The 20,201-nt window shown below is 71.6% G+C and carries 24 protein-coding genes; 14 read left to right on the forward strand and 10 right to left on the reverse strand.

What is annotated here, in order from left to right; translation table 11 throughout:
* Positions 1-219 precede the first annotated feature (219 nt).
* Positions 220-942: a DUF6333 family protein gene (locus L3078_RS16515; RefSeq protein ID WP_239754459.1), complete on the reverse strand. Its 723-nt coding sequence runs from the start codon at positions 940-942 to the stop codon at positions 220-222.
* A gap of 118 nt (positions 943-1,060) precedes the next feature.
* Here L3078_RS16515 and L3078_RS16520 point away from each other — a divergent pair, with 118 nt between their 5' ends.
* The 4 genes from L3078_RS16520 (at position 1,061) to L3078_RS16535 (ending at position 3,227) form a co-directional block, all read left to right on the forward strand.
* Complete coding sequence (locus tag L3078_RS16520) at positions 1,061-2,068, forward strand: helix-turn-helix domain-containing protein (RefSeq protein ID WP_239754460.1); 1,008 nt, start codon at positions 1,061-1,063, stop codon at positions 2,066-2,068.
* Positions 2,069-2,211: 143 nt separating this feature from the next.
* Complete coding sequence (locus L3078_RS16525) at positions 2,212-2,592, forward strand: hypothetical protein (protein WP_239754481.1); 381 nt, start codon at positions 2,212-2,214, stop codon at positions 2,590-2,592.
* A gap of 12 nt (positions 2,593-2,604) precedes the next feature.
* Complete coding sequence (locus tag L3078_RS16530; protein ID WP_239754483.1) at positions 2,605-2,979, forward strand: hypothetical protein; 375 nt, start codon at positions 2,605-2,607, stop codon at positions 2,977-2,979.
* Positions 2,980-3,041: 62 nt separating this feature from the next.
* Positions 3,042-3,227, forward strand: a complete 186-nt coding sequence (locus tag L3078_RS16535) for a hypothetical protein (RefSeq protein WP_239754492.1) — start codon at positions 3,042-3,044, stop codon at positions 3,225-3,227.
* 126 nt (positions 3,228-3,353) lie between these two features.
* Here the strand turns inward: L3078_RS16535 and L3078_RS16540 are convergent, their stop codons facing one another.
* The 3 genes from L3078_RS16540 to L3078_RS16550 all read right to left on the reverse strand — a co-directional run bounded on the left by L3078_RS16540 (position 3,354) and on the right by L3078_RS16550 (position 4,518).
* Positions 3,354-3,746, reverse strand: coding sequence for a PIN domain-containing protein (locus tag L3078_RS16540; RefSeq protein ID WP_239754493.1), 393 nt, complete (start codon positions 3,744-3,746; stop codon positions 3,354-3,356).
* Complete coding sequence (locus tag L3078_RS16545) at positions 3,743-4,024, reverse strand: Arc family DNA-binding protein (protein ID WP_239754494.1); 282 nt, start codon at positions 4,022-4,024, stop codon at positions 3,743-3,745. Before L3078_RS16545 ends, L3078_RS16540 begins: the two co-directional genes overlap by 4 nt.
* Positions 4,025-4,143: 119 nt before the next feature.
* Positions 4,144-4,518 carry a limonene-1,2-epoxide hydrolase family protein gene (locus L3078_RS16550; RefSeq protein WP_239754517.1) on the reverse strand — a complete coding sequence of 125 codons (375 nt, stop codon included), beginning with the start codon at positions 4,516-4,518 and terminating at the stop codon, positions 4,144-4,146.
* A 152-nt stretch (positions 4,519-4,670) separates the two neighbouring features.
* On the opposite strand from L3078_RS16550, the gene L3078_RS16555 reads away from it, so the two are divergent.
* Positions 4,671-5,261 carry a TetR family transcriptional regulator gene (locus L3078_RS16555; protein WP_239754519.1) on the forward strand — a complete coding sequence of 197 codons (591 nt, stop codon included), beginning with the start codon at positions 4,671-4,673 and terminating at the stop codon, positions 5,259-5,261.
* Between the two features lie 84 nt (positions 5,262-5,345).
* Complete coding sequence (locus L3078_RS16560) at positions 5,346-6,344, forward strand: RNA polymerase subunit sigma-70 (protein ID WP_239754524.1); 999 nt, start codon at positions 5,346-5,348, stop codon at positions 6,342-6,344.
* A 117-nt stretch (positions 6,345-6,461) separates the two neighbouring features.
* Here the strand turns inward: L3078_RS16560 and L3078_RS16565 are convergent, their stop codons facing one another.
* From L3078_RS16565 to L3078_RS16575, 3 genes are read right to left on the reverse strand one after another with little or no spacing between them, the layout of a single operon-like run.
* Positions 6,462-7,259 carry a sugar phosphate isomerase/epimerase family protein gene (locus L3078_RS16565; protein ID WP_239754525.1) on the reverse strand — a complete coding sequence of 266 codons (798 nt, stop codon included), beginning with the start codon at positions 7,257-7,259 and terminating at the stop codon, positions 6,462-6,464.
* A 38-nt stretch (positions 7,260-7,297) separates the two neighbouring features.
* A complete protein-coding gene (locus tag L3078_RS16570; RefSeq protein WP_239754526.1) occupies positions 7,298-8,452 on the reverse strand; it encodes a dihydrodipicolinate synthase family protein in 1,155 nt (384 codons plus the stop codon).
* Positions 8,449-9,606: a Gfo/Idh/MocA family protein gene (locus L3078_RS16575; protein ID WP_239754527.1), complete on the reverse strand. Its 1,158-nt coding sequence runs from the start codon at positions 9,604-9,606 to the stop codon at positions 8,449-8,451. The genes L3078_RS16570 and L3078_RS16575 overlap by 4 nt, the downstream gene beginning before the upstream one ends.
* Before the next feature lie 238 nt (positions 9,607-9,844).
* On the opposite strand from L3078_RS16575, the gene L3078_RS16580 reads away from it, so the two are divergent.
* A complete protein-coding gene (locus L3078_RS16580) occupies positions 9,845-10,888 on the forward strand; it encodes a LacI family DNA-binding transcriptional regulator (protein ID WP_239754528.1) in 1,044 nt (347 codons plus the stop codon).
* Positions 10,889-11,072: 184 nt separating this feature from the next.
* Positions 11,073-11,924, forward strand: coding sequence for an SAM-dependent methyltransferase (locus L3078_RS16585; RefSeq protein ID WP_420864171.1), 852 nt, complete (start codon positions 11,073-11,075; stop codon positions 11,922-11,924).
* 10 nt (positions 11,925-11,934) lie between these two features.
* On the opposite strand, the gene L3078_RS16590 is transcribed toward L3078_RS16585, so the two are convergent.
* Positions 11,935-12,417: a hypothetical protein gene (locus tag L3078_RS16590; protein WP_239754529.1), complete on the reverse strand. Its 483-nt coding sequence runs from the start codon at positions 12,415-12,417 to the stop codon at positions 11,935-11,937.
* 206 nt (positions 12,418-12,623) lie between these two features.
* Between L3078_RS16590 and L3078_RS16595 the strand changes: the two genes are divergently transcribed.
* The 6 genes from L3078_RS16595 to L3078_RS16620 all read left to right on the forward strand — a co-directional run bounded on the left by L3078_RS16595 (position 12,624) and on the right by L3078_RS16620 (position 18,006).
* A complete protein-coding gene (locus L3078_RS16595) occupies positions 12,624-12,833 on the forward strand; it encodes a CsbD family protein (RefSeq protein WP_239754530.1) in 210 nt (69 codons plus the stop codon).
* 196 nt (positions 12,834-13,029) lie between these two features.
* Positions 13,030-14,031, forward strand: coding sequence for an iron-containing redox enzyme family protein (locus tag L3078_RS16600; protein WP_239754531.1), 1,002 nt, complete (start codon positions 13,030-13,032; stop codon positions 14,029-14,031).
* Between the two features lie 88 nt (positions 14,032-14,119).
* Positions 14,120-14,395 carry a CDGSH iron-sulfur domain-containing protein gene (locus L3078_RS16605; RefSeq protein ID WP_239754532.1) on the forward strand — a complete coding sequence of 92 codons (276 nt, stop codon included), beginning with the start codon at positions 14,120-14,122 and terminating at the stop codon, positions 14,393-14,395.
* A 15-nt stretch (positions 14,396-14,410) separates the two neighbouring features.
* On the forward strand, positions 14,411-15,937 hold the full coding sequence (locus L3078_RS16610; RefSeq protein WP_239754534.1) for an FAD-dependent oxidoreductase: 1,527 nt from the start codon (positions 14,411-14,413) through the stop codon (positions 15,935-15,937).
* 93 nt (positions 15,938-16,030) lie between these two features.
* Positions 16,031-16,837 (forward strand): sugar phosphate isomerase/epimerase family protein, encoded by an 807-nt coding sequence (locus L3078_RS16615; RefSeq protein WP_239754536.1) that lies wholly within the window; start codon positions 16,031-16,033, stop codon positions 16,835-16,837.
* 239 nt (positions 16,838-17,076) lie between these two features.
* Positions 17,077-18,006, forward strand: coding sequence for an MHYT domain-containing protein (locus L3078_RS16620; protein ID WP_239754538.1), 930 nt, complete (start codon positions 17,077-17,079; stop codon positions 18,004-18,006).
* A gap of 152 nt (positions 18,007-18,158) precedes the next feature.
* Here the strand turns inward: L3078_RS16620 and L3078_RS16625 are convergent, their stop codons facing one another.
* The gene (locus L3078_RS16625) at positions 18,159-18,899 is read right to left on the reverse strand and encodes a Type 1 glutamine amidotransferase-like domain-containing protein (protein ID WP_239754540.1); all 741 of its coding nucleotides are present in this window, start codon (positions 18,897-18,899) and stop codon (positions 18,159-18,161) included.
* Positions 18,896-20,131 carry a 3-phosphoshikimate 1-carboxyvinyltransferase gene (aroA, locus tag L3078_RS16630; protein ID WP_239754542.1) on the reverse strand — a complete coding sequence of 412 codons (1,236 nt, stop codon included), beginning with the start codon at positions 20,129-20,131 and terminating at the stop codon, positions 18,896-18,898. The genes L3078_RS16625 and aroA overlap by 4 nt, the downstream gene beginning before the upstream one ends.
* Positions 20,132-20,201 lie beyond the last annotated feature (70 nt).

Consider the following 20,201-nt stretch of genomic DNA (forward strand, 5'->3'; position numbering starts at 1 on the left):
CGGAGCGTCAATTGTGAGCGAAGAGTGGGCAGTTGACTTCAGCGGACGGTTCCGTCCGGCAAGGGGTACCTCGTCAGGGGCGTCCGCCCGGTGCGCCGAGCGGCTACACCGGGCATCACAGACGCCACACAGAACTCTCACAGGACCGGACCCCTGGGGCCCCGCCGATCGCTACCCCTGGGGCCCGCCGATCGCTACCTCTGGCCCCCTCGCCGATCGCTAGCCCCCGACGAAGTACAGCTCTTCCATCCGGGACGTGGCGAACTCGCTGTGCCGTACGCGGAAGGTCGTGATTTCCAGGTGGTTCTTGCCCCAGGGGTCGGCCTTGCCCAGGGCCAGGGCGGCGAAGCCGGACCATTCGATGTCGGCCGGGTCCTCCTCGTCCAGGCCGAGGTCCTCCAGCGTCCCGGCGGGGACGCCGAGGGCGGCGGCGATCACGGCCGGGTCGCCCGTCACCTCGAACGGGTCGTCCCCGGGCCAGCCGGTGGCGTGGAACAGGGCCCCGTCCGGCAGCCAGACGAGGTCCTCGGTGTGGTCCGCACCGCCGTGGAAATGGACGCGGCCGACGATACGGGCGTCGGGGTAGCGCTCACGCAGGACGCGGGCCTCGCTCAGCACGGGGGTGTCGTCGCCGTTGTCGGCCAGCGCCGGGCCGCTGAAGCCGAGGACATGGCCCCAGGCGGCGGCGTGCACGATGTCCAGGTCGGACCGTGTGTCCGTATAGGGCGGCACGTCGCGGACGGGCCGGGGGCCGAGGTCCTGCAGGATCTCGTCGACGATGCCCAGGGACGCGGCGAACTCGGCAGCGCGGGCAGGGTCGTTGGCGGGGAGCACGCCCGCGTCGACGTCGAACGGCGGGAGGAGGACGGTGAGGTCGCAGTGGCCCATGGATCCGCGCACCACGCGGTCGGGCGGGAGGGTCCAGAAGCTGTCGTCGGTCATGCGGGCCACCGTAGAGGGTGCACCGGGGGTTCCTCGGGGGCGATATGCCAGGATGCGGTGAACGAGCACCGACAAGCTCACCGAGTGGACCGACGAGCTGACCCAGGGGTGACCCGGCATGATCGGAACCGTGTTCCGGAGCGATGACGTGCCCACGGAGCACCGGTTCGACTACTGGGCGGAGTTGATGCACCGGGCGATCGCGCCCAGTCACATGAGCTGCGAGTTCGCCGACGACTTCTGGGCGCGGCAGCGGCTGTTGGAGCTGGGGCCGGTGCTGGCGTGGCCGACGGCGCATCTGGTGACCGGGTTCCGGCGTACCGAGAAACTGGTGCGGCAGTCCGACCCGGAGATGTACCACCTGTCGCTGGTGCTCGGCGGCGGCCTGGGGTTCGAGCATGTGGGGCGGGCCGAGGCGTACGGGCCGAGCGACCTGTGGGTGAGCGACACGTCACGCCCGTACGAAGTGCATGTGCCGGCCGGCCTGGGCCGTCAGGTGATCTGGGGCGTCGGTGTGGACTTCCCCAAGGCACTGCTGCCGCTGCCTCCCGCCCGTGTCCGTCAGCTGCTGGGGCGGCGTCTGTCGGCGCAGGACGGGGTGGGCGCACTGCTGACGGGTTTCCTCACCGGCCTGGAGCAGCAGGCGGACGCGCTCCAGCCGTCCGACGCGCCGCGACTGGGTACCGTCCTGATCGACCTGCTGTCCGCCTGGTTCGCCCACGTGCTGGAGGTGGAGGACGCGTTACCGGCGGAGACGCGCGAGCGGGCGCTGACGACGCGGATACGGGCGTTCATCCGGCAGAACCTGCACGACCCGGAGCTGACGCCGCCGGTGATAGCGGCGGCGCATCACATCTCGCTGAGCTATCTGCACCGGCTGTTCCAGGAGGACACCCCCGGCGAGACCGTCGCGGCCTGGATCCGTGCCCAACGCCTCGAAGGCGCCCGCCGCGACCTGGCGAACCCCGCCCACACCACCACGCCCGTCCACACCATCGCCACCCGCTGGGGCCTGCCCCGCGCCTCCGACTTCACGCGGGCGTTCCGGGGGGCGTACGGGGTGTCTCCGACGGAGTACCGGGCGGGGGCGCGGGCAGGGGCGGGGGCCGCGCGGGAGAGGGGGTAGACCGGTCGGCAACGAGGTCGTGGACGCACAGGTAGTGACGCCCACGGAACAGGCGTGATCCACTCGGACCGCGGCGGTCGCAGGGCCGCACGCTCCCTCACGAAGACCCAGCGACGGCTTCGACCGTCATCGGCGAGGAGCCCATGCTCACGTCTCATTTCTCCCGTACCGAGTGGTGGATCGCCGCCGCCGTGGCCGGCGTGGCCGTGGCCGTGGCGCTGGCGTCGCTGATCCCCGCGTGGAAGGACAGGTGGAAGGCCGTCCTGCCCGTCCTCGCTGCGGCTGTCTTCGTGGGGCTGATGGTTCCGGCCGAGGAGGCCGACGGGGACCCCGTCTCCCTGATGCTGTTCACCGCCCTCGCGCTCGGACTCGCGCTCATGCGGGTCGTCTTCGCCGGTTACATCAGACGCCAACAGGAGCTGGCCCGTTCGGGCGGGACGTGGGAAAGTTTGACCACCAGGCAGACGGTGCTCTTCTTCCTCGCCTTCACCACGGTCGTGGCACTCATGGCCGGCTTTCTGTAGGAGTTGGGGACCGTGGGGACTCTGTGGATCGCCGCCGCCGTGGCCGGCGTCGCCCTGGCGGTGGCGTTGGCGTCCCTGTTCCCCGCTACGCGGAGGGGCAAGTGGGAGGCGGTCCTGCTCGTCCTCATCCTCGCGGCCTACGCGGCCCTGGAGACCCTGCCCGAGGGGCTCGACGGCGAGGACGGGGACCCCCGCACCGCCCTGCTGGTGTTCATCGGCGCCGCGATCTACTTCGTCCTCATGCGCGTCAGCTTCATCGGATGGTTCAGACGCCAGGAGGAGCGGGTCCGCCTGGGCCGCCCCGTCGAGAAGCTCAAGGCCAGGCACTACACGGTCATGGCCCTCGGCGTCGTGGTGACCATCGCCGTCATGATCCCCCTCTGGTAGGCCCGCGTGACCTCCCCCGTGACGGCGGCTCGTTCTCGCAGAAGTCTTGCGAGACTGAGTCCGTGAGCGACCACACCTACGCACCCGGCGAGGGCCCGACCAACCAACTCGACGAACTCATCGCCGCGAACGAGGAGATGCACGGCCCCCTCACCCAGGAGGAGATCGACGCGGCCGAGCGCGAGATGTTCGGCGAAGGCGGGGCGACCGGGCGGCGGTGTGAGCGGGACCTGGGATCTCGGCAGTGAGGCTTGTCCCTGTATCTGCGGGCCGACCGGATGATGACTGCACGGCTCGCCGCCACCCGTGAGCGGGACGTCGGAGAGGCCGTCACGCTTACCGGGCGTCAAACTCTCCCCGCTCCCGAAGCCCGGTCAGCGTCTCAGGTCCATGACACCGACTCCGAGGCCGTCGTACACACCGGGTTCCACCGTGGCGATCAACGCCCCTGTCGGAAGGGTCTGGTTGGGCCTCGCGGCGTGGACGGCGGCCGAGGCGTCCTGGGCGATTCCCGATCGCCCCAGTTCGGCGACCGTCGCGGCCATGGCGTAGTCGTCGTCGACGATGGACAACACGTCCACCAGGACACCGACGTGGTCGACCATGCCCGCACGACGGCGCTCGGCTTCCAGGAGGCACAGGACGGGCACCCACAGGCGAACGTCATCACTCGCCGCCGCGGCGTGGACGAGGCCCGAGACCTGCTTGTCGCCCCCCAGCGCCACGAGGGTGGGCGCGTCAAGGACGTAGTGCTCGGTCTGGCTCAACGAGACGACTCGACCTGCACGAGGGCGGCCCTGTGGGCAGCCGTGGCCTCCCGCATCTTGCGGCGCATCTCGGCGGACTCCTCGTCGGACACGTCGTGTCCGAAGCGTTCGGCGAGCACGGCCCGCGTGCGATCGGCACGTTCCTTGATCTGCTCGGGAGTCAGTGTCGACGCGGCAATGTCCTGCATGAGGGCACGAAGACTCGTCCCCCGGGCCTCAGCCACGGCGGCGAGCTGGTCACGAACTTCGGCGGGCACGCGGATCATGACGTCGGACATGCGGAGAGTATACGCGACGTATACGCCCGGCACCGGACATCGGCGGTGGCCCGCAGCGCGGGCGCACCTCACGGCCTGGGCCATGAGGTACGCCCCCGCGTTCCGTCGCCCGCCCTTCGCTACTGGCCGAAGGCGGGGCCGGCCTCTGCCATGTCGAAATAGTCGCGCCATTGGGTGATGAGGCCGTCGTTGACCTCGAAGACGCCCATGACCCTGATCACGATCACGCGCTCCCCCGATTGCAGGGTGTCGACGCGCTCGTTCATGACCACGTTGCCGGAGGCGACCTGGTGCTTGACGTCCCAGCGGATGTGGTCGAACTGCTTGAAGCCGTCCACACAGGCGTCGCGGATGGCGGCGCGGCCGAGGACGGGCTCCACGGGGATGTTGTGGTAGCAGGCGTCTTCGGCGAAGTGCCTGCTGACGGCGTCAGGATCGCGGCTGGGGTCGTTCCAGCTGTCGGCCAGGGAACGTACGACTTCGTCAGGACTCATCATCGCGGGGCTCGCTTTCACGGTAAGGGTGATCGGGTCTCCGGCCGGTTCTCCACAGCGCGTCCGGTACGAGCTCCACGATACAGAAACTTGAACTGAGTGCAAATATGCACGGCGTCCAGGTCTGTATGATCGATCCGGGAGGATGAGCCATGAGCCTGCGTGAACGGAAGAAGCTGGCAGCCTGGCGCGCCATCCGGAGCGCCGCGCTGCGGCTTTTCGAGGAGCGCGGGTTCGAAGCCGTCAGCGTCGAGGAGATCGCCGCCGCCGCGGACGTCTCCCGCAGCACCTTCTTCAACTACTTCGCCAGCAAGGAAGCCGTCGTCTTCGACCAGGACCCCGAGCAGCGGGAGCAGTGGCGCGCGATCATGGCCGCCCGGCCGGACGACGAGCCCTTGTGGGACTCACTGACGGCGATCCTGGTCGGATTCAACGAACTCCTCAGCGACCGCGTCCCGTTGCAACGGCGACTGAAGGACCGCTCCCCCGCCCTCGCGCAGTCGAGTTGGGACGTCGTGGGTGAGCAGTTCCTCACCGACCTGCGTGAATGGACGGCGTCGCGCACCTCCGAAGGCGACACCATGACGGTGGCTCTCAAGCTCAACCTGGCATTCGCCGCGCAGAGCACCGCCTACGAGACGTGGGGTGCGGACGAGCCCTTCGAGGACTACCTACGACGGTTGAAGTACTGCCTGCACGCGGCGGCTCCCATGGGACCGCCGGAGCCGACATCCGGCTCCTGACCCCCCGGCAAGGCCGGTGATGAGTTTTCGCGCCCGCCCCCGTCATATCCGCGTAGGGACACGCTGCGACGGAAGGATGACGTGATGGGTGCGGACACGCGGCTGGAGGAGATGGGCGTGAGCGGTCTGGGCGAGGTCGACGAGCCGGCCTTCTCGGAACTCGCGGAGCGGCACCGGCGGGAGCTGCATGTGCACTGCTACCGGATGCTCGGGTCGTTCGAGGACGCCGAGGACGCCGTGCAGGAGACGTTCATGCGTGCCTGGCGGCGGCGGGAGACCTTCGAGGGACGGTCGACGTTCCGGGCCTGGTTGTACCGGATCGCCACCAACGTCTGTCTGGATCTGCTCGCCGAGCGCCGCCCTGAGCCCGCTACCGGCGGTGAGGTGCTGTGGCTGCAGCCCTACCCGGACCGGCTGCTCGACGAGTTGCCCGCGGACGACGCGGACGAGCCGGAGGCCGTCGCCGTCGCGCGGGAGACGATCGAGCTGGCCTACCTGGTCGCGGTCCAGCACCTCGCGCCGCGCCCGCGGGCCGTGTTGATCCTGCGGGATGTGCTCGGCCGGCCGGCGAAGGACGTCGCGGAGATCCTGGGGGACTCCGTCAACTCCGTGAACAGCGCCCTGCAGCGGGCCCGCGCCGGCATGCGGGAGCACCTGCCCGCCGAGCGGCAGGACTGGACCGGCGGCGAGGAGGATGCCGGGACGCGTGAGCTGGTGCGCCGCTACACCGAGGCCAGCGTGGCTACGGACGTCGAGGCGCTCGCCTCGATGCTGCGCGACGACGTCCGTTTCTCGATGCCGCCCACGCCGGGGCTGTATGCCGGCCGCGACACGGTGGTGAAGTACATGGTCGAGAGCGGCTTCGAAGGCATGAAGGGCCTGCGCGCCGTCCAGACCACCGTGAACCGGCAGCCCGCTCTCGCCTTCTACCTCTGGCAGCAACAGAAGGGCGCGTACCTGCCGCTGACGATCGACGTCCTGCGCATCACCGGCGGGGCGATCACCGAGATCATCACGTTCCACGACGACCGGTTCCCGCAGCTCGGGCTGCCGGAGCGCCTGCCGGCCGACGGCACGGAGTAGTCCCGGAGTGGCACGACGTGTTTCCTGTATCGACCCCCGGCTCGGCGGTCGGTGGTGGTCGGTGGTTATCGGTGGTGAGCCGGGCGGCGACCTCTCGCCCGGCTCACCGCCGGAGCACTACGCCGCGTGCTCCACGAAGCGTCGGGCCGTCTGCGCCAGCAGCTCGCGGCCGTCGCCCGCCCACAGGTCGTCGTTGAAGAGTTCGACCTCGATGGGACCCGTGTAGCCCGCCGCCTCGACGTAGGACTTCCACTCGCGCATGTCGATCGCGCCGTCGCCGATCTGGCCCCGGCCGGTCAGGACGCCCTGGGGCAACGGGGTGATCCAGTCGGCGAGTTGGAAGGTGTGGATGCGGCCGGAGGCACCCGCGCGGGCGATCGCCGCCGGGGCCGTGTCGTCCCACCAGATGTGGTACGTGTCGACCGTCACGCCCACCTGGTCCGCCGGGAAGCGTTCCGCGATGTCCAGCGCCTGGGAGAGCGTCGACACCACGCAGCGGTCCGAGGCGAACATCGGGTGCAGGGGCTCGATCGCGAGGCGCACGCCGTTCGAGGCCGCGTACGGGCCCAGTTCCGACAGGGCGTCCGCGATGCGCTCGCGCGCGCCGTGCAGGTCCTTCGAACCGGACGGGAGACCGCCCGAGACCAGCACCAGCGTGTCCGTGCCGAGCGTCGCCGCCTCGTCGATCGCCTTGCGGTTGTCGGCCAGGGCCGCCGCCCGCTCCGCCGGGTCGATCGCCGTGAAGAAGCCGCCCCGGCAGAGGGTGGTGACCGCGAGGCCCGCGTCGCGGACCAGCTTGGCCGTCGCATCCAGGCCGTGCGCCGCCACCGGCTCGCGCCACAGGCCCACACCCGTGATGCCCAACTCCACGCAGCCCTCGACCAGTTCGGGCATCGACAGCTGCTTGACCGTCATCTGGTTGATGCTGAAGCGCTCAAGTCCGCCGCCGGTGCTCACTGGTCCACTCCGTACAGGGAGAGCAGGTTCTTCATCCGTTTCTCCGCCAGCGCCGGGTCCGGGAACAGGCCCAGGCCGTCGGCGAGTTCGTAGGCCCGCGCGAAGTGCGGCAGGGAACGGGCCGACTGCAGGCCGCCGACCATCGTGAAGTGCGACTGGTGCCCGGCCAGCCACGCCAGGAAGACCACGCCCGTCTTGTAGAAGCGGGTCGGGGTCTGGAAGAGGTGGCGGGACAGTTCGACGGTCGGGTCCAGGAGCTCCCGGAAGCCCTTCACGTCACCCGTGTCCAGGACGCGGACCGCCTGAGCCGCCAGCGGGCCCAGCGGGTCGAAGATGCCGAGCAGCGCGTGGCTGAAGCCCTTCTCGTCGCCCGCGATCAGCTCGGGGTAGTTGAAGTCGTCGCCGGTGTAGCAGCGGACGCCCTGCGGGAGCCGGCGGCGGATGTCGATCTCGCGCTGGGCGTCCAGCAGGGAGACCTTGATGCCGTCGACCTTGTCGGGGTGGGCGGCGATCACGGCGAGGAAGGTCTCCGTGGCCGTGTCCAGGTCCGACGAGCCCCAGTAGCCCTCCAGCGCCGGGTCGAACATGGGGCCGAGCCAGTGCAGGACGACCGGCTCGGCGGCCTGCCGGAGCAGGTGGCCGTAGACCTCCAGGTAGTCCTCGGGGCCCGAGGCCGCCGCAGCCAGCGCGCGCGAGGCCATCAGGATCGCCTGGGCGCCCGACTCCTCGACGAGCGCCAGCTGCTCCTCGTACGCCTTGCGGATCTCCGGCAGGGAGGCGGGGCCCGTGAGCTGGTCGGTGCCCACGCCGCAGGCGATCCGGCCGCCGACCGCCTTCGCCTCGGCGGCACTGCGGCGGATCAGCTCCGCCGCGCCCGCCCAGTCGAGGCCCATGCCGCGCTGCGCGGTGTCCATCGCCTCGGCGACGCCCAGGCCGTGCGACCACAGGTGGCGGCGGAAGGCGAGGGTCGCGTCCCAGTCGACGGCGGCGGGCGAGTCCGGGGACACGTCCGCGAAGGGGTCCGCGACGACGTGCGCCGCCGAGAAGACCGTGCGGGAGGTGAGGGGGGTGCCCGGGGACACCGCCAGGGGTTCGGTCCGGGGGGCGTAGGTCTTGAACCCGCCGTTCCCGTCCGGGAGTTGGATCGTCACAGCTGGATCTCCGGTACGTCGAGACGGACGCCCTCGGCGGAGGACTTCAGGCCCAGTTCGGCGAGCTGGACGCCGCGCGCGCCGGCCAGCAGGTCCCAGTGGTAGGGCGCGTCGGCGTAGACGTGCTTGAAGAACAGCTCCCACTGTGCCTTGAAGCCGTTGTCGAACTCGGCGTTGTCGGGCACCTCCTGCCACTGGTCGCGGAAGGAGTAGGTGGCGGGGATGTCGGGGTTCCACACCGGCTTGGGGGTGGCGGAGCGGTGCTGCACCCGGCAGTTGCGCAGGCCCGCGACGGCCGAGCCCTCGGTGCCGTCGACCTGGAACTCCACCAGCTCGTCACGGTTGACGCGGACGGCCCAGGAGGAGTTGATCTGGGCGATCGCGCCGCCGTCCAGCTCGAAGATGCCGTACGCGGCGTCGTCGGCGGTGGCGTCGTACGGCTTGTCCTGCTCGTCCCAGCGCTGCGGGATGTGCGTGGCGGTGAGCGCCTGGACGGACTTCACGCGGCCGAACAGCTCGTGCAGGACGTACTCCCAGTGCGGGAACATGTCGACGACGATGCCGCCGCCGTCCTCCGCGCGGTAGTTCCAGGAGGGGCGCTGGGCCTCCTGCCAGTCGCCCTCGAAGACCCAGTAGCCGAACTCGCCCCGGACGGAGAGGATGCGGCCGAAGAAGCCGCCGTCGATGAGGCGCTTGAGCTTCAGCAGACCCGGCAGGAACAGCTTGTCCTGGACGACGCCGTGCTTGATGCCGGCGGCGTTCGCGAGGCGGGCCAGCTCCAGGGCGCCGTCGAGGCCGGTGGCGGTCGGCTTCTCGGTGTAGATGTGCTTGCCGGCCGCGATCGCCTTCTTGATCGCCTCCTCGCGGGCGGAGGTGACCTGGGCGTCGAAGTAGATCTCGACGGTCGGGTCGGCGAGGACCGCGTCGACGTCGGTGGAGACGTTCGCCGGGTCGAGGCCGTGCTGCTCGGCGAGCGCCTTGAGCGCGTGCTCGCGGCGGCCGACGAGGATGGGCTCCGGCCACAGCACGGTGCCGTCACCGAGGTCGAGACCGCCCTGCTCGCGGATGGCGAGGATCGAGCGGACGAGGTGCTGGCGGTAGCCCATGCGGCCCGTCACGCCGTTCATGGCGATCCGTACGGTTTTGCGTGTCACGGCCGGTTCCTTTCGTTGGTATGCGTTCGTGTGTGCGTACGCGTCGGGCGCCGCGTACGCCCGACGAAAGGGTGAGCGTCACAGCAAGCGCTTTCTATTCGATAAGAAGCTAGCCTCTGAGCAGCGGTCTATACAAGACCGCGAGGGGGTCGAGTTGTTCGAGGGGGCGAACGGTGATCGCGGTCGTATGGTTCCCCGACAGCCCGAACAAGACGCGCACCCGGAGGACGAGAAAACGATGACTGTGACCCTGGCGGACGTGGCGGCCCGTGCTCAGGTGTCGCCCGCGACCGTCTCCCGGGTGCTCAACGGGAACTATCCGGTGGCCGCGTCCACGCGCGAGCGGGTGCTGAAGGCTGTCGACGAGCTGGACTACGTCCTCAACGGACCCGCCAGCGCGCTCGCCGCCGCCACCTCCGACCTGGTCGGCATCCTGGTGAACGACATCGCCGACCCCTTCTTCGGGATCATGGCCGCGGCCATCCAGTCCGAGATCGGGGGGCCCGGCGGGCGCGCGGGCGGGGAGCGGCTGGGCGTGGTGTGCAATACGGGCGGCTCCCCGGAGCGCGAGCTGACGTATCTCACGCTGCTCCAGCGGCAGCGGGCCGCGGCCGTGGTGCTGACCGGTGGGGCCATCGAGGACCCGGCGCACCTGGCCGCCGTCGGCAACAAGCTGCGGAAGCTGGCGGAGGCCGGGACGCGTGTGGTGCTGTGCGGGCGGCCGCCCACGCCGGAGGCCATCGCGATCACCTTCGACAACCGGGGCGGCGGCCAGGTGCTGACGGAGCACCTGATCGGGCTGGGGCACCGGCGCCTCGGGTACATCGCCGGGCCGGAGGAGCGGACGACGACCCGCCACCGGCTGGAGGGGCATCGCGCGGCGCTGGCGGCGGCCGGCATCGAGGACGACCCCAGATGGACCGTGTACGGCCGCTACGACCGGCTCTCCGGGTACGAGGCGACGCTGGAGCTGTTGCGCCGGGACCCCTCCCTGACGGCCGTGGTCGCCGCCAACGACACGGTGGCGCTGGGCGCTTGCGCGGCGCTCCGCGACTCCGGGCTGCGCATCCCCGACGACGTGTCGGTGGCCGGGTTCGACGACCTGCCGTTCAGCATCGACGCGGTGCCCGCCCTGACGACGGTACGGCTGCCGCTGTCGGACGCGGGGGCGCGGGCCGGGCGGATCGCCATGGGGCGCGAGGAGCCGCCGCCGGGCGGGATCGCCACGGTGCGGGGGGAGTTGATGGTGCGGGGGTCCAGCGGGGTGCCTCGGGAGGGATGAGGGGTGGGGGGCGTGCTGTCCGGGCCGGGCCGGACCGGGCAGGTCGAACCAGGCGTCCCACATGGCCAAAACCCTACGGTGTGCGAGCGTGGATCTTCTCAACTTCGGCGTGAAGCAGGCGAGTTGACCTACGTTGGTGCTGATCATCAGCACCGAGACATCGGAACACCGGAGGCCTGCCGTGGTGAACGACGACCCCTCGACCGCAACCGGAACTGGAACCGAGACCGGAACCGGTAGGGGTGCCCGGCCCCGCCCCCGTATCGACACCAGCAAGCCGCACTCGGCGCGCTTCTGGAACTACTTCGTCGGCGGCAAGGACTACTACGAGGTCGACCGGGAGATCGGGGACCACATCAAGCAGATCTTCCCGGGTCTCGTCGACGTGGCCGTCACCAGCCGGCACTTCCTGGGCCGCGCCGTCCGCTACCTGGCCGACGAGCAGGGCGTACGTCAGTTCCTGGACGTCGGCACCGGGCTGCCGACCGCCGACAACACCCACGAGGTCGCCCAGCGCGCCGCCCCCGACGCCCGGATCGTGTACGTCGACAACGACCCGATCGTGCTGGCCCACGCGGACGCCCTGCTCGCCGGCACCCCCGAGGGCCGCACGGTCTACCTGAACGCCGACCTCTACGCCCCCGAGACCATCCTGGAGGCGGCGGCCGACACGCTCGACCTCTCCCAGCCGGTCGGTCTGATGATCCTCAACACGCTCGGCCATGTCGCCGACCACGACCAGGCACGCGACCTGGTGAGCCGCCTGATGGCGGGCCTGCCGTCGGGGAGCCACCTGGTGATCAGCGACAGCACCGCCACGAGCGAGGGCATGATCGCCGCGTCGGAGGCGTACAACGCGAGCGGCGCGGTGCCGTACCACGTCCGCAGCGTCGCCGAGATCGCCGCCTTCTTCGACGGCCTCGACCTGGCGGACCCGGGCGTCGTCCGGGTGCCCGAGTGGCGCCCCGACCACAGGAACCCGGCCGACGCCGCCTCGGCTGTCGACGCGTACTGCGGGGTGGGGCGCAAGCCGTGAGCCGCGCCGCTCACGGGCTCGGACGGGACGCGGGCGGCCGGGGAGTCCGCGTGGCGTTGAACGCCTGGATGGCCGCTGCCGCCAAGGCGAGGGCGCAGAGTGCCGTGCCGCCGAGGACGAGCGGGTTCACCCAGCCGGGTACCAGCTCGGTCGCCGTGCCCTCCTCCGTGACGCACCGCACGCTGACCGGCAGGGTCATCCGGGTCACCACGTAGTCGCCGGGGGCTCCGGCGGCCGTGCACATCTGCTCCGGGTCCAGGACGTAGAAGCCGCTCATCACGCCGTACGCGTACGCGCCCAGCGCCGCCGCGCCGCCGCCGATCGCGAGCAGCGCACACGAACCGGCGTCCGGCAGACGACGCCGTCCACCGCCCGGCCACCCGCGTCGCGCGCGCAGGGCCAGTGCCACGGCCGAGGCCAGGACGACCAAGGGGGTGCCGAACGGCGCGAGGGTGAGGGTCAAGAAGAGGACGCCGTAGAAGAAGTTCTCCATGTTTCCGCGGACTTCTCCGGGGGGTCGGTGGTTCCTGGGGCCGACGGTTCCTGGGGCCGGCAGTTCGGGGGCCGGCAGTTCCGGGGCGACGGGTCGGCAGGAGTCGCGGGTGTTGTCACGGAGCGTGATCGTTCGACGCGCGAGGGTCACCGGTGCGCCGTACGTTGGGCGGGCAAGGCAGTACACCACCCCACCAAGGAGTAACCATGGCCGCCAAGGACAAGGGCAGCATGGACAAGATCAAGGGCAAGGCCAAGGAGATGACCGGGAAGGTCACCGGCGATCGCGCGCAGCAGGCCGAGGGCAAGATGCAGCAGGCGCGCGGCGAGGCGAAGAAGGTGAAGGGCAAGGCGCAGGAGCGCGTGCAGGAGCGTACGCGGGAGGCGCAGCGCCCGGCGCGACGCGCCGGCATCTGACGCCGACGCCGAACGCGCCACGCCGCCTACGCGCGAGCGTGTGACGCCGACGCGTGGGCAGGTGCGCCGACGCGCGAGCGTCTGACGCCGACGCGTGGGCGCGGCTGACGGCAGTGGAAGGGGGCTCCCCGGTGCGGGGAGCCCCCTTCGCTCGGTCGCCGGTGAGTAGCTCGGGGTTCACGGGTACTCGGCGCGCATGGAGACCCAGGTGGCAGGGCCGGCGTTGCCGGAGAGCAGGGGCGCCGTCTCGGCTGCCGTCACGCGGTTTCTGCGGGGCGCGGGGCCGCCGCCCGACAGCCGGGTGATCGCCGGGGCCGACCCGTTCGGCGACGATCTCCAGCTCGCGCTCTACCTCTGCTACGAACTGCACTACCGAGGCTTCGCCGACGTCGACGCCGACCTCGAGTGGGACCCGGAGCTGCTGCGCTGCCGGGCGGCCCTGGAGTGGCCGTTCCTCGAAAGCCTGCGGGACCGGGCGACCCGGCACGTGAGCGCCCGGGACGCCCTGGACGACCTGCTCGTGGAACCGGCGGGCGACGGCGACGGTGGCGGCGGGGTCGGCGACTTCCTCCAGGACGAGGGCGAACTGTGGCAGGTGCGCGAGTACGCCGCGCAGCGCTCCCTCTACCACCTGAAGGAGGCCGACCCGCACGCCTGGGTGCTGCCCCGTCTGTGGGGGCGGGCCAAGGCGGGCATGGCCGCCGTCGAGTTCGACGAGTTCGGCGGGGGCCGGGCCGAGCGGGTGCACGCGCGTCTCTTCGCCGACCTCATGACCGACCTGGGGCTCGACCCGACGTACGGCCGGTACGTCGACGCCGCCGGTGCCGAGGCGCTGGCCCTGGTGAACCTGATGTCCCTCTTCGGCCTGCACCGGGCGCTGCGTGGTGCCCTCGTCGGACACTTCGCGACGGTTGAGATCACCTCCTCCCCCGGCTCCCGCCGGCTCGCCCGCGCCATGCGGCGGACCGGGGCCGGCCCCGCCGCCGAGCACTTCTACGACGAGCACGTCGAGGCCGACGCCGTGCACGAGCAGGTCGTACGACGGGACGTCGTCGCCGGGCTGCTGGAGGAGGAACCACAACTGGACGCCGACGTCGCCTTCGGCGTCGACGCCACCAACCACCTGGAGGACGCCCTCGCCGCCCGCCTCCTCACCGCGTGGCGCACGGGCCGGTCGTCGCTCCGCACGCCGGTCTGAGGAGGTGCGGGGATGGGGGACGCCGTCACCCGCAGGACGTCGCCGCTCCGAGGTGGCGTCGACGAGAGGGGAGAGCTGGTGATCATCCGTGCCGAACGGTTCCGCTGACCGCCGTCGCGTCGCCCTGCAGCGGCCCGGGCCGTTGCTGGTCGAGGGGCCCGTCGAGGTCGTGTTGGAGGACGGTACGACGGTGTCGTCGGACCGCTTCTGCGTGGCCCTGTGCACCTGCCGCCGCAGCCGCATCTACCCGTGGTGCGACACCAGCCACCGGCGCCGGGCCCCCGCCGCCGCCGGTGAGCGCAGGTCGACCACCGGCCCCGCCACCGCCGACGACCCCCGCCGCACCCAACCGCCGCCCGACTGAAGGGACCCCCGAGTCATGCAGCAGAAGCAGCCCGCGCAGAAGTCGTACTGGATCGAGAGCGCGCCGCAGGAGGGCGCGTACCCGGCGCTGGACGGGGAGTTGGTCGTCGACGTGGCGGTGGTGGGGGCCGGGATCGCGGGGATCAGTACGGCGTGGGAGCTGGCCCGGCGGGGGCGGCGGGTGGCCCTGCTGGAGGCGGACCGGGTCGCCGCCGGCGTCACCGGGCACACGACCGCCAAGGTGTCCGCGCTGCACACGCTGATCTACGACCGGCTGCGGCGGACCCGTGGCGCCGAGGCCGCCGCGCTGTACGCGCGGTCCCAGACCGAGGCGATCCGGCACGCCGCCGAGGTGGTGGAGGAGCTGGGGATCAGCTGCGACTGGGAGGACGCGGCGTCCTACACGTACGCCGAGGACGAGGTCGGTGTCGCGGAGCTGCGCGCCGAGGCGGAGGCGGCGCGCGAGGCCGGGCTGCCCGCCGAGTTCGTGACGGAGACGGGGCTGCCGTTCCCGGTCGCGGGGGCGGTGCGGGTGGCGGACCAGGCGCAGTTCCACCCCCGCAGGTATCTGCTGGCCCTGGTGGACGATCTGGTGCGGCAGGGCGCGGCGGTGCACGAGGGGACGCGGGTGGTGCGGCTGAAGGAGGGGACGCCGTGCCGGCTGACGACCGAGGCGGGGTTCACGGTGACCGCCAGGGACGTCGTGATCGCCACGCACTACCCCGTCTTCGACCGGGCGCTGCTCTTCACCCGGCTCTCCGCCCGCCGCGAACTCGTCCTCGCCGCGCCGGTCCCGGCCGACGCCGACCCGCACGGCATGTACATCACGCAGGAGCAGCGCACCCGTTCGGTGCGGACCACCCCGTACGACGAGGGGCGGCGGCTGCTGATCGTCACCGGGGAGCATTTCACCCCGGGCACCGCCGAGGTCGACGAACGGTTCGGGCTGCTGGCGGACTGGGCCACCGAACGCTTCGGCCCCCTCGACTTCACCCACCGCTGGGCCACGCAGGACAACGACTCCACCGACTCCGTCCCCCTCGTCGGGCCCTTCCACGCGGGCAGCCGGCCCAGCTGGGTGGCGACCGGGTTCGGCGGCTGGGGCATGAGCGGCGGCATCATGGCCGGGCGGCTGCTGGCCGAGCAGATCACCGGGCACAAGTCGCCGTGGAGCGATCTGTACGACCCGCGCCGGGTGCTCAGCGCGGTGCGGGAGGCGCCGAGTTTCCTCAAGCACCAGGCTCAGGTGGCCCGGCATTTCGTCGGCGACCGGATCTGCGCGGCCGGGGGCGGCTCCGTGGAGGCGATCGCCCCCGGGGACGGCGCGGTCGTCCGGGTCGGCGGGCATCCGTGCGCGGTCCACCGCGACGACGCGGGCTCGCTGCACGCCGTCTCCGCCCGCTGCACGCACATGGGCTGCCTGGTCGGCTTCAACCGCGCCGAACGCGCGTGGGAATGCCCGTGCCACGGCTCCCGCTTCGACCCCGAGGGCCACATCATCCAGGGCCCGGCGACGAAGCCCCTGGAACGACGGGACATCTGAGATGGGCCGCCTCTTCCCCCGTTCCCTTCCACTCCCCGGCCCACCCCGGGCGGGGTGCCGTACCGGCCCGGTCGGCGTGTACGGTCCGAAGGCATGAAACTCGCGTTCTCCACCCTCGGTGTCCCCGGTCTCCCCATCGCCGACGTCGTACGACTCGCCGCGACGCACGGCTACCACGGCGTCGAACTGCGTGCCCACCCCGAGGAGCCGGTGCATCCGGGCATCGGGGCCGACCAACGGGCCGAGGTGGCGGCCGAGTTCAAGGCGGCGGGCGTGGAGATCCTGGGGGTCGCCGGCTACGCGCGGGTCGCCGCGCCGGGTGACGACGGTCCCGTACTGGACGAGATCCGCGCCCTCCTCGACCTGGCCCGCGATCTGGGCGCCCCCTTCGTCCGTGTCTTCCCCGGCGCCGACCTGGCCGGCGGCCAGAGCGCGGAGGAGGCCGACGTGATCGCGGCCCGGCGGCTGGGCACGGCGGCGGAGGACGCGGCCGACCGGGGCGTACGCGTCCTGCTGGAGACCCATGACTCGCACCGCACCGGCGCCGACGCGATCCGGGTGCTCGGCCCGGTCGGCCACGGCAGCGTCGGCTCGCTCTGGGACGTGATGCACACCTGGCTCGGCGGCGAACAGCCCGCCGAGTCCTACGCCGCCCTCTCCCCCTTCCTCGGCTACGTCCAGGTCAAGGACATCGCCTCCGCCGACGACACCACCCCGGTCGCGCTCGGCGCGGGGGTCCTCCCGCTCGGCGAGTGCGTCGAACTGCTCTCCCGCAAGGACTGGGACGGCTGGCTGTGCTGGGAGTACGAGAAGCGGTGGTACGAGGCGGCCGCGCCGCTGCCGGAACTGCTGGCGGCGGGACGGGAGCACCTGGGTCGGCTCCTCAACGACGCGGCGTGAAGCTCACCCCTCACGACTGTCCGTAAAGCGCTGGCCTGAGCTTGAGAAATCAAGCTCGGGCCTTGTGCGTTGCGGATTTTGACCACGAATCAGTATCGAGCCACCCAAAGCCGATCACCCGCCGAACAGATACCGACAGTAACTCTTGGAAAACGGAGCGCTCCAGTACGCGCTTGCAGCAGACTTGCCTCCCGCGAACAGCCATGCGCAACTGGCCACGTATCGGGGGGATTTGGCATATGCAAGGCACGGTCGACGGTTTCAGCTACGGCGCGGTCACCCCGGTGGCCGCCTATGTCATGGCCTGTCTGGGCTCCGCGCTCGGACTGCGCTGCGTGGTCAGGTCGGTCTACAACGAGCGGTCCTGGAAACCCGGTTGGCTGGCCCTCGGAGCCGCGAGCATCGGCTGCGGCATCTGGACGATGCACTTCATCGCGATGGTCGGCTTCCGGGTGAAGGAGAGCCCCATCCACTACGACGTCGGGCTGACGGTGCTCAGCCTCGCCGTCGCCATCACCGTCGTCGGCATCGGGGTCTTCGCCGTGGGCTACCGCGGCGTCAGCAGGTCCACCCTCTGTGCGGCGGGATGCGTGACGGGCCTCGGGGTGGCCGCGATGCACTACCTGGGCATGGCGGCCATCCAGTTGCACGGCTACATCCACTACGACCTGGCCGTCGTCGCCCTCTCGATCGGCATCGCCATCGTCGCCGCGACCGCCGCGCTCTGGGCGGCCGTGTCGATCCGGGGCTTCGTGACGAGCCTGGGGGCCAGCCTGGTGATGGGGGTGGCCGTGTCCGGCATGCACTACACCGGGATGGCGGCGGTGGGGGTGCGTCTGCACGGCACGACCGGCGGCACGTTCACCGGTGAGTCACCCACGACGATCCTGCTGCCGATGCTCATCGGACCGGTCATCTTCCTGCTTCTCGCGGGTGTCGTCGTGATGTTCGACCCGATGCTCGTCCTGGGCGAGGGCGACTGGGACCGCACGGCCGGCCGACAGCCGGAACGGCAGCGGCCCGAGCCCCGGCAGCTCGGGCGGGGCGACCGCCCCGACGTGCCGCTCCAGCACCCCGACGACTCCTCCCCCACGTCCTTCTTCGATCCCCAGCCCCGGCGCCCGCGCCAGGAGCCGCACGGCGCGGGGCGCCGCGTCCGGGAGTGGTGAGGCGGCGGTTCACGCCCGGGTGGTGAGGTCCTCGTCCGTGATGGCGCGAACCACCCGGCACGGCGTGCCGAGCGCCACGGTCTCTTCTTCCTCACGAGAGCCCGACACCGCGGGACACTCCCTTTCTCGACGTGACGCTGTGCGGGGTGGCGCTATCGGCGCGGCTCGGGCAGGAGGCGGGGGGTGAGCCGTTCCTCCACCGCCGTGTCGCCCTCGCGCCGGACTATGTACGCCCCCTTGTCCGGGAGTTCGGCGACCGCCTCCACCAGGCGTGTGCCCCGGTAGACGAGCCCGACCCCGTCGTCCGTGCAGTGCGTCTCCGGGAGCGTGCCGTCGGCGACGAGGCTGTGGACGAGGGGGCGGCGGCCCGCGTCGCTGTCGTAGTGGACGCCGTTGCCGTACGGGAGGTACGCCAACGCGTCCGTCACCGGGCGGAGTCGGGGGCCGAAGGAGTCCGTGGTCCCGCCCTGGAACCAGCAGATGGAGCCCGCGCTGACGCCGCTCAGGACGACGCCGGACGCCCAGGCGCGGCGCAGTATGCCGTCGAGGCCGTGGACGCGCCAGACGGCGAGCAGGTTGGCGACCGAGCCGCCCATGACCCAGACGACGTCCTGGGCGAGGACGGCCGACTCGATGTCCTCGATGTTGGGCATCGGGAAGAGCGCGAGCGGGGTCAGGTCGAAGCCCGCGACCCGGGCCGCCTCGCTCATGCGCGCGGTCATGTGCTCGGAGTCGCCGATCGCCGTACCGATGTACATGACCCTCGGCCGCCGCCCGTTCACCCCCGACAGCTCCACGGCGTGGTGCACGAGCGAATGGAAGGTCACCCGGGTGCGGTCACCGATGCGGTGGCCGCCCGAGGTCGCGACGATGGTGGGCTCGGAGGCGGTCATGCTCCGGAGGGTAGCGGGAGTGCTTCGAAGGCCTCGTGGAAGGCCGGGAACGTCTTGCGGACGCACCCCGGGTCGTCGAAGGTGATGCCGGGCGTGCGGAGGCCGGTCACGGCGAAGGACATGACGATGCGGTGGTCGCCGTGGGTCCTGATCTCCGCGCCTCGGGGGGTGCCGGGGTGGATCTCGATCCAGTCGGCGCCGGTCGTCACCTCCACGCCCAGGCGGCGGAGGTTCTCCGCGCAGGCCTCCAGGCGGTCGCACTCCTTCACCCGGGTGTTGGCCACGTCCTCGATCCGCACCGGCCCCGAGGCGAACGGGGCGATCGCGGCGAGGGTCGGCATGGTGTCGGAGATGTCCCGCATGTTGACGGTGACACCGCGCAGTTCGCCGGTGCCGGTCACCGTCGTGCGGTCGTCGCCCACCTCCACCCGCGCGCCCATCCGCCGCAGCACCTCCACGAAGCCCAGGTCGCCCTGGAGCGCGCCCGCGCCGAGACCCGGCACGGTCACCTCGCCGCCGGTGAGGGCGGCGGCCGCGAAGAAGTAACTGGCGGTGGAGGCGTCGGGTTCGATCGGGTACGTGGTCGCCCGGTAGCCGCCCGGCGGGACGACGTACGTGTCGCCCTCCCGGCCGACCTCCACCCCGAACGCCCGCATCATCGCGATCGTGATCTCCACGTACGGCACGGAGACCAGGTCGGTGACGGTGACACGGAGGCCGGTGCGGGTGAGCGGGCCGAGCAGGAGCAGCGCGGTCAGGTACTGGGAGGACTGGCCGGCGTCCAGCACGACCTCGCCGCCGTGGACGCCGTTCGCGGTGACCGTGAGCGGGTGGTGGCCCTCCGCCTCCTCGTGGCGCAGGTCCACGCCGAGGTCGCGCAGGGCGCGGGTGAGCGGGAGGAGGGGGCGGCGGCGCATCTGGGGGGAGGCGTCGAAGCGGTACGTGCCGTGGCCGGCGGCGGCGAGGGTCGGCAGGAAGCGGGCGGTGGTGGCGCCGTCCCTGCAGTAGACGTCGGCCTCCTTGACGGCGGGGCCCTGGGGGCGGCCGTCGACCTGCCAGGTGTCCGGGGTGCGGCCGACGCGGTAGCCGAGGCGGGCGAGGCCCTCCGCGAAGCCCTCCGTGTCGTCGGACCTGAGGGGGCGTACGAGGGTGGTGACTCCGTCGGCGGCCGCGGCGAGGAAGAGGGCGCGGGCGGTGAGGGACTTGGAACCGGGGATGTCGACGGTGGGCATGCGGGTCATGGTGAACCGTGGGGTGGGGTTGGTGCGGATGTGTCCGGGTCGTGGGACGGGGGTGGGGGCC

The organism is Streptomyces deccanensis, assembly GCF_022385335.1.
Classification (GTDB): Bacteria; Actinomycetota; Actinomycetes; order Streptomycetales; family Streptomycetaceae; genus Streptomyces; species Streptomyces deccanensis.

Coding starts and splice junctions, on each gene's coding strand:
- L3078_RS16620 (WP_239754538.1), top strand. CDS start 17,077: ATGCAAGGCACGGTCGACGGTTTCAGCTACGGCGCGGTCACCCCGGTG.
- L3078_RS16525 (WP_239754481.1), top strand. CDS start 2,212: ATGCTCACGTCTCATTTCTCCCGTACCGAGTGGTGGATCGCCGCCGCC.
- L3078_RS16590 (WP_239754529.1), bottom strand. CDS start 12,417: ATGGAGAACTTCTTCTACGGCGTCCTCTTCTTGACCCTCACCCTCGCG.
- L3078_RS16545 (WP_239754494.1), bottom strand. CDS start 4,024: ATGTCCGACGTCATGATCCGCGTGCCCGCCGAAGTTCGTGACCAGCTC.
- L3078_RS16595 (WP_239754530.1), top strand. CDS start 12,624: ATGGCCGCCAAGGACAAGGGCAGCATGGACAAGATCAAGGGCAAGGCC.
- L3078_RS16600 (WP_239754531.1), top strand. CDS start 13,030: ATGGAGACCCAGGTGGCAGGGCCGGCGTTGCCGGAGAGCAGGGGCGCC.
- L3078_RS16520 (WP_239754460.1), top strand. CDS start 1,061: ATGATCGGAACCGTGTTCCGGAGCGATGACGTGCCCACGGAGCACCGG.
- L3078_RS16615 (WP_239754536.1), top strand. CDS start 16,031: ATGAAACTCGCGTTCTCCACCCTCGGTGTCCCCGGTCTCCCCATCGCC.
- L3078_RS16555 (WP_239754519.1), top strand. CDS start 4,671: ATGAGCCTGCGTGAACGGAAGAAGCTGGCAGCCTGGCGCGCCATCCGG.
- aroA (WP_239754542.1), bottom strand. CDS start 20,131: ATGCCCACCGTCGACATCCCCGGTTCCAAGTCCCTCACCGCCCGCGCC.
- L3078_RS16515 (WP_239754459.1), bottom strand. CDS start 942: ATGACCGACGACAGCTTCTGGACCCTCCCGCCCGACCGCGTGGTGCGC.
- L3078_RS16565 (WP_239754525.1), bottom strand. CDS start 7,259: ATGACGGTCAAGCAGCTGTCGATGCCCGAACTGGTCGAGGGCTGCGTG.
- L3078_RS16560 (WP_239754524.1), top strand. CDS start 5,346: ATGGGTGCGGACACGCGGCTGGAGGAGATGGGCGTGAGCGGTCTGGGC.
- L3078_RS16580 (WP_239754528.1), top strand. CDS start 9,845: ATGACTGTGACCCTGGCGGACGTGGCGGCCCGTGCTCAGGTGTCGCCC.
- L3078_RS16610 (WP_239754534.1), top strand. CDS start 14,411: ATGCAGCAGAAGCAGCCCGCGCAGAAGTCGTACTGGATCGAGAGCGCG.
- L3078_RS16625 (WP_239754540.1), bottom strand. CDS start 18,899: ATGACCGCCTCCGAGCCCACCATCGTCGCGACCTCGGGCGGCCACCGC.
- L3078_RS16550 (WP_239754517.1), bottom strand. CDS start 4,518: ATGAGTCCTGACGAAGTCGTACGTTCCCTGGCCGACAGCTGGAACGAC.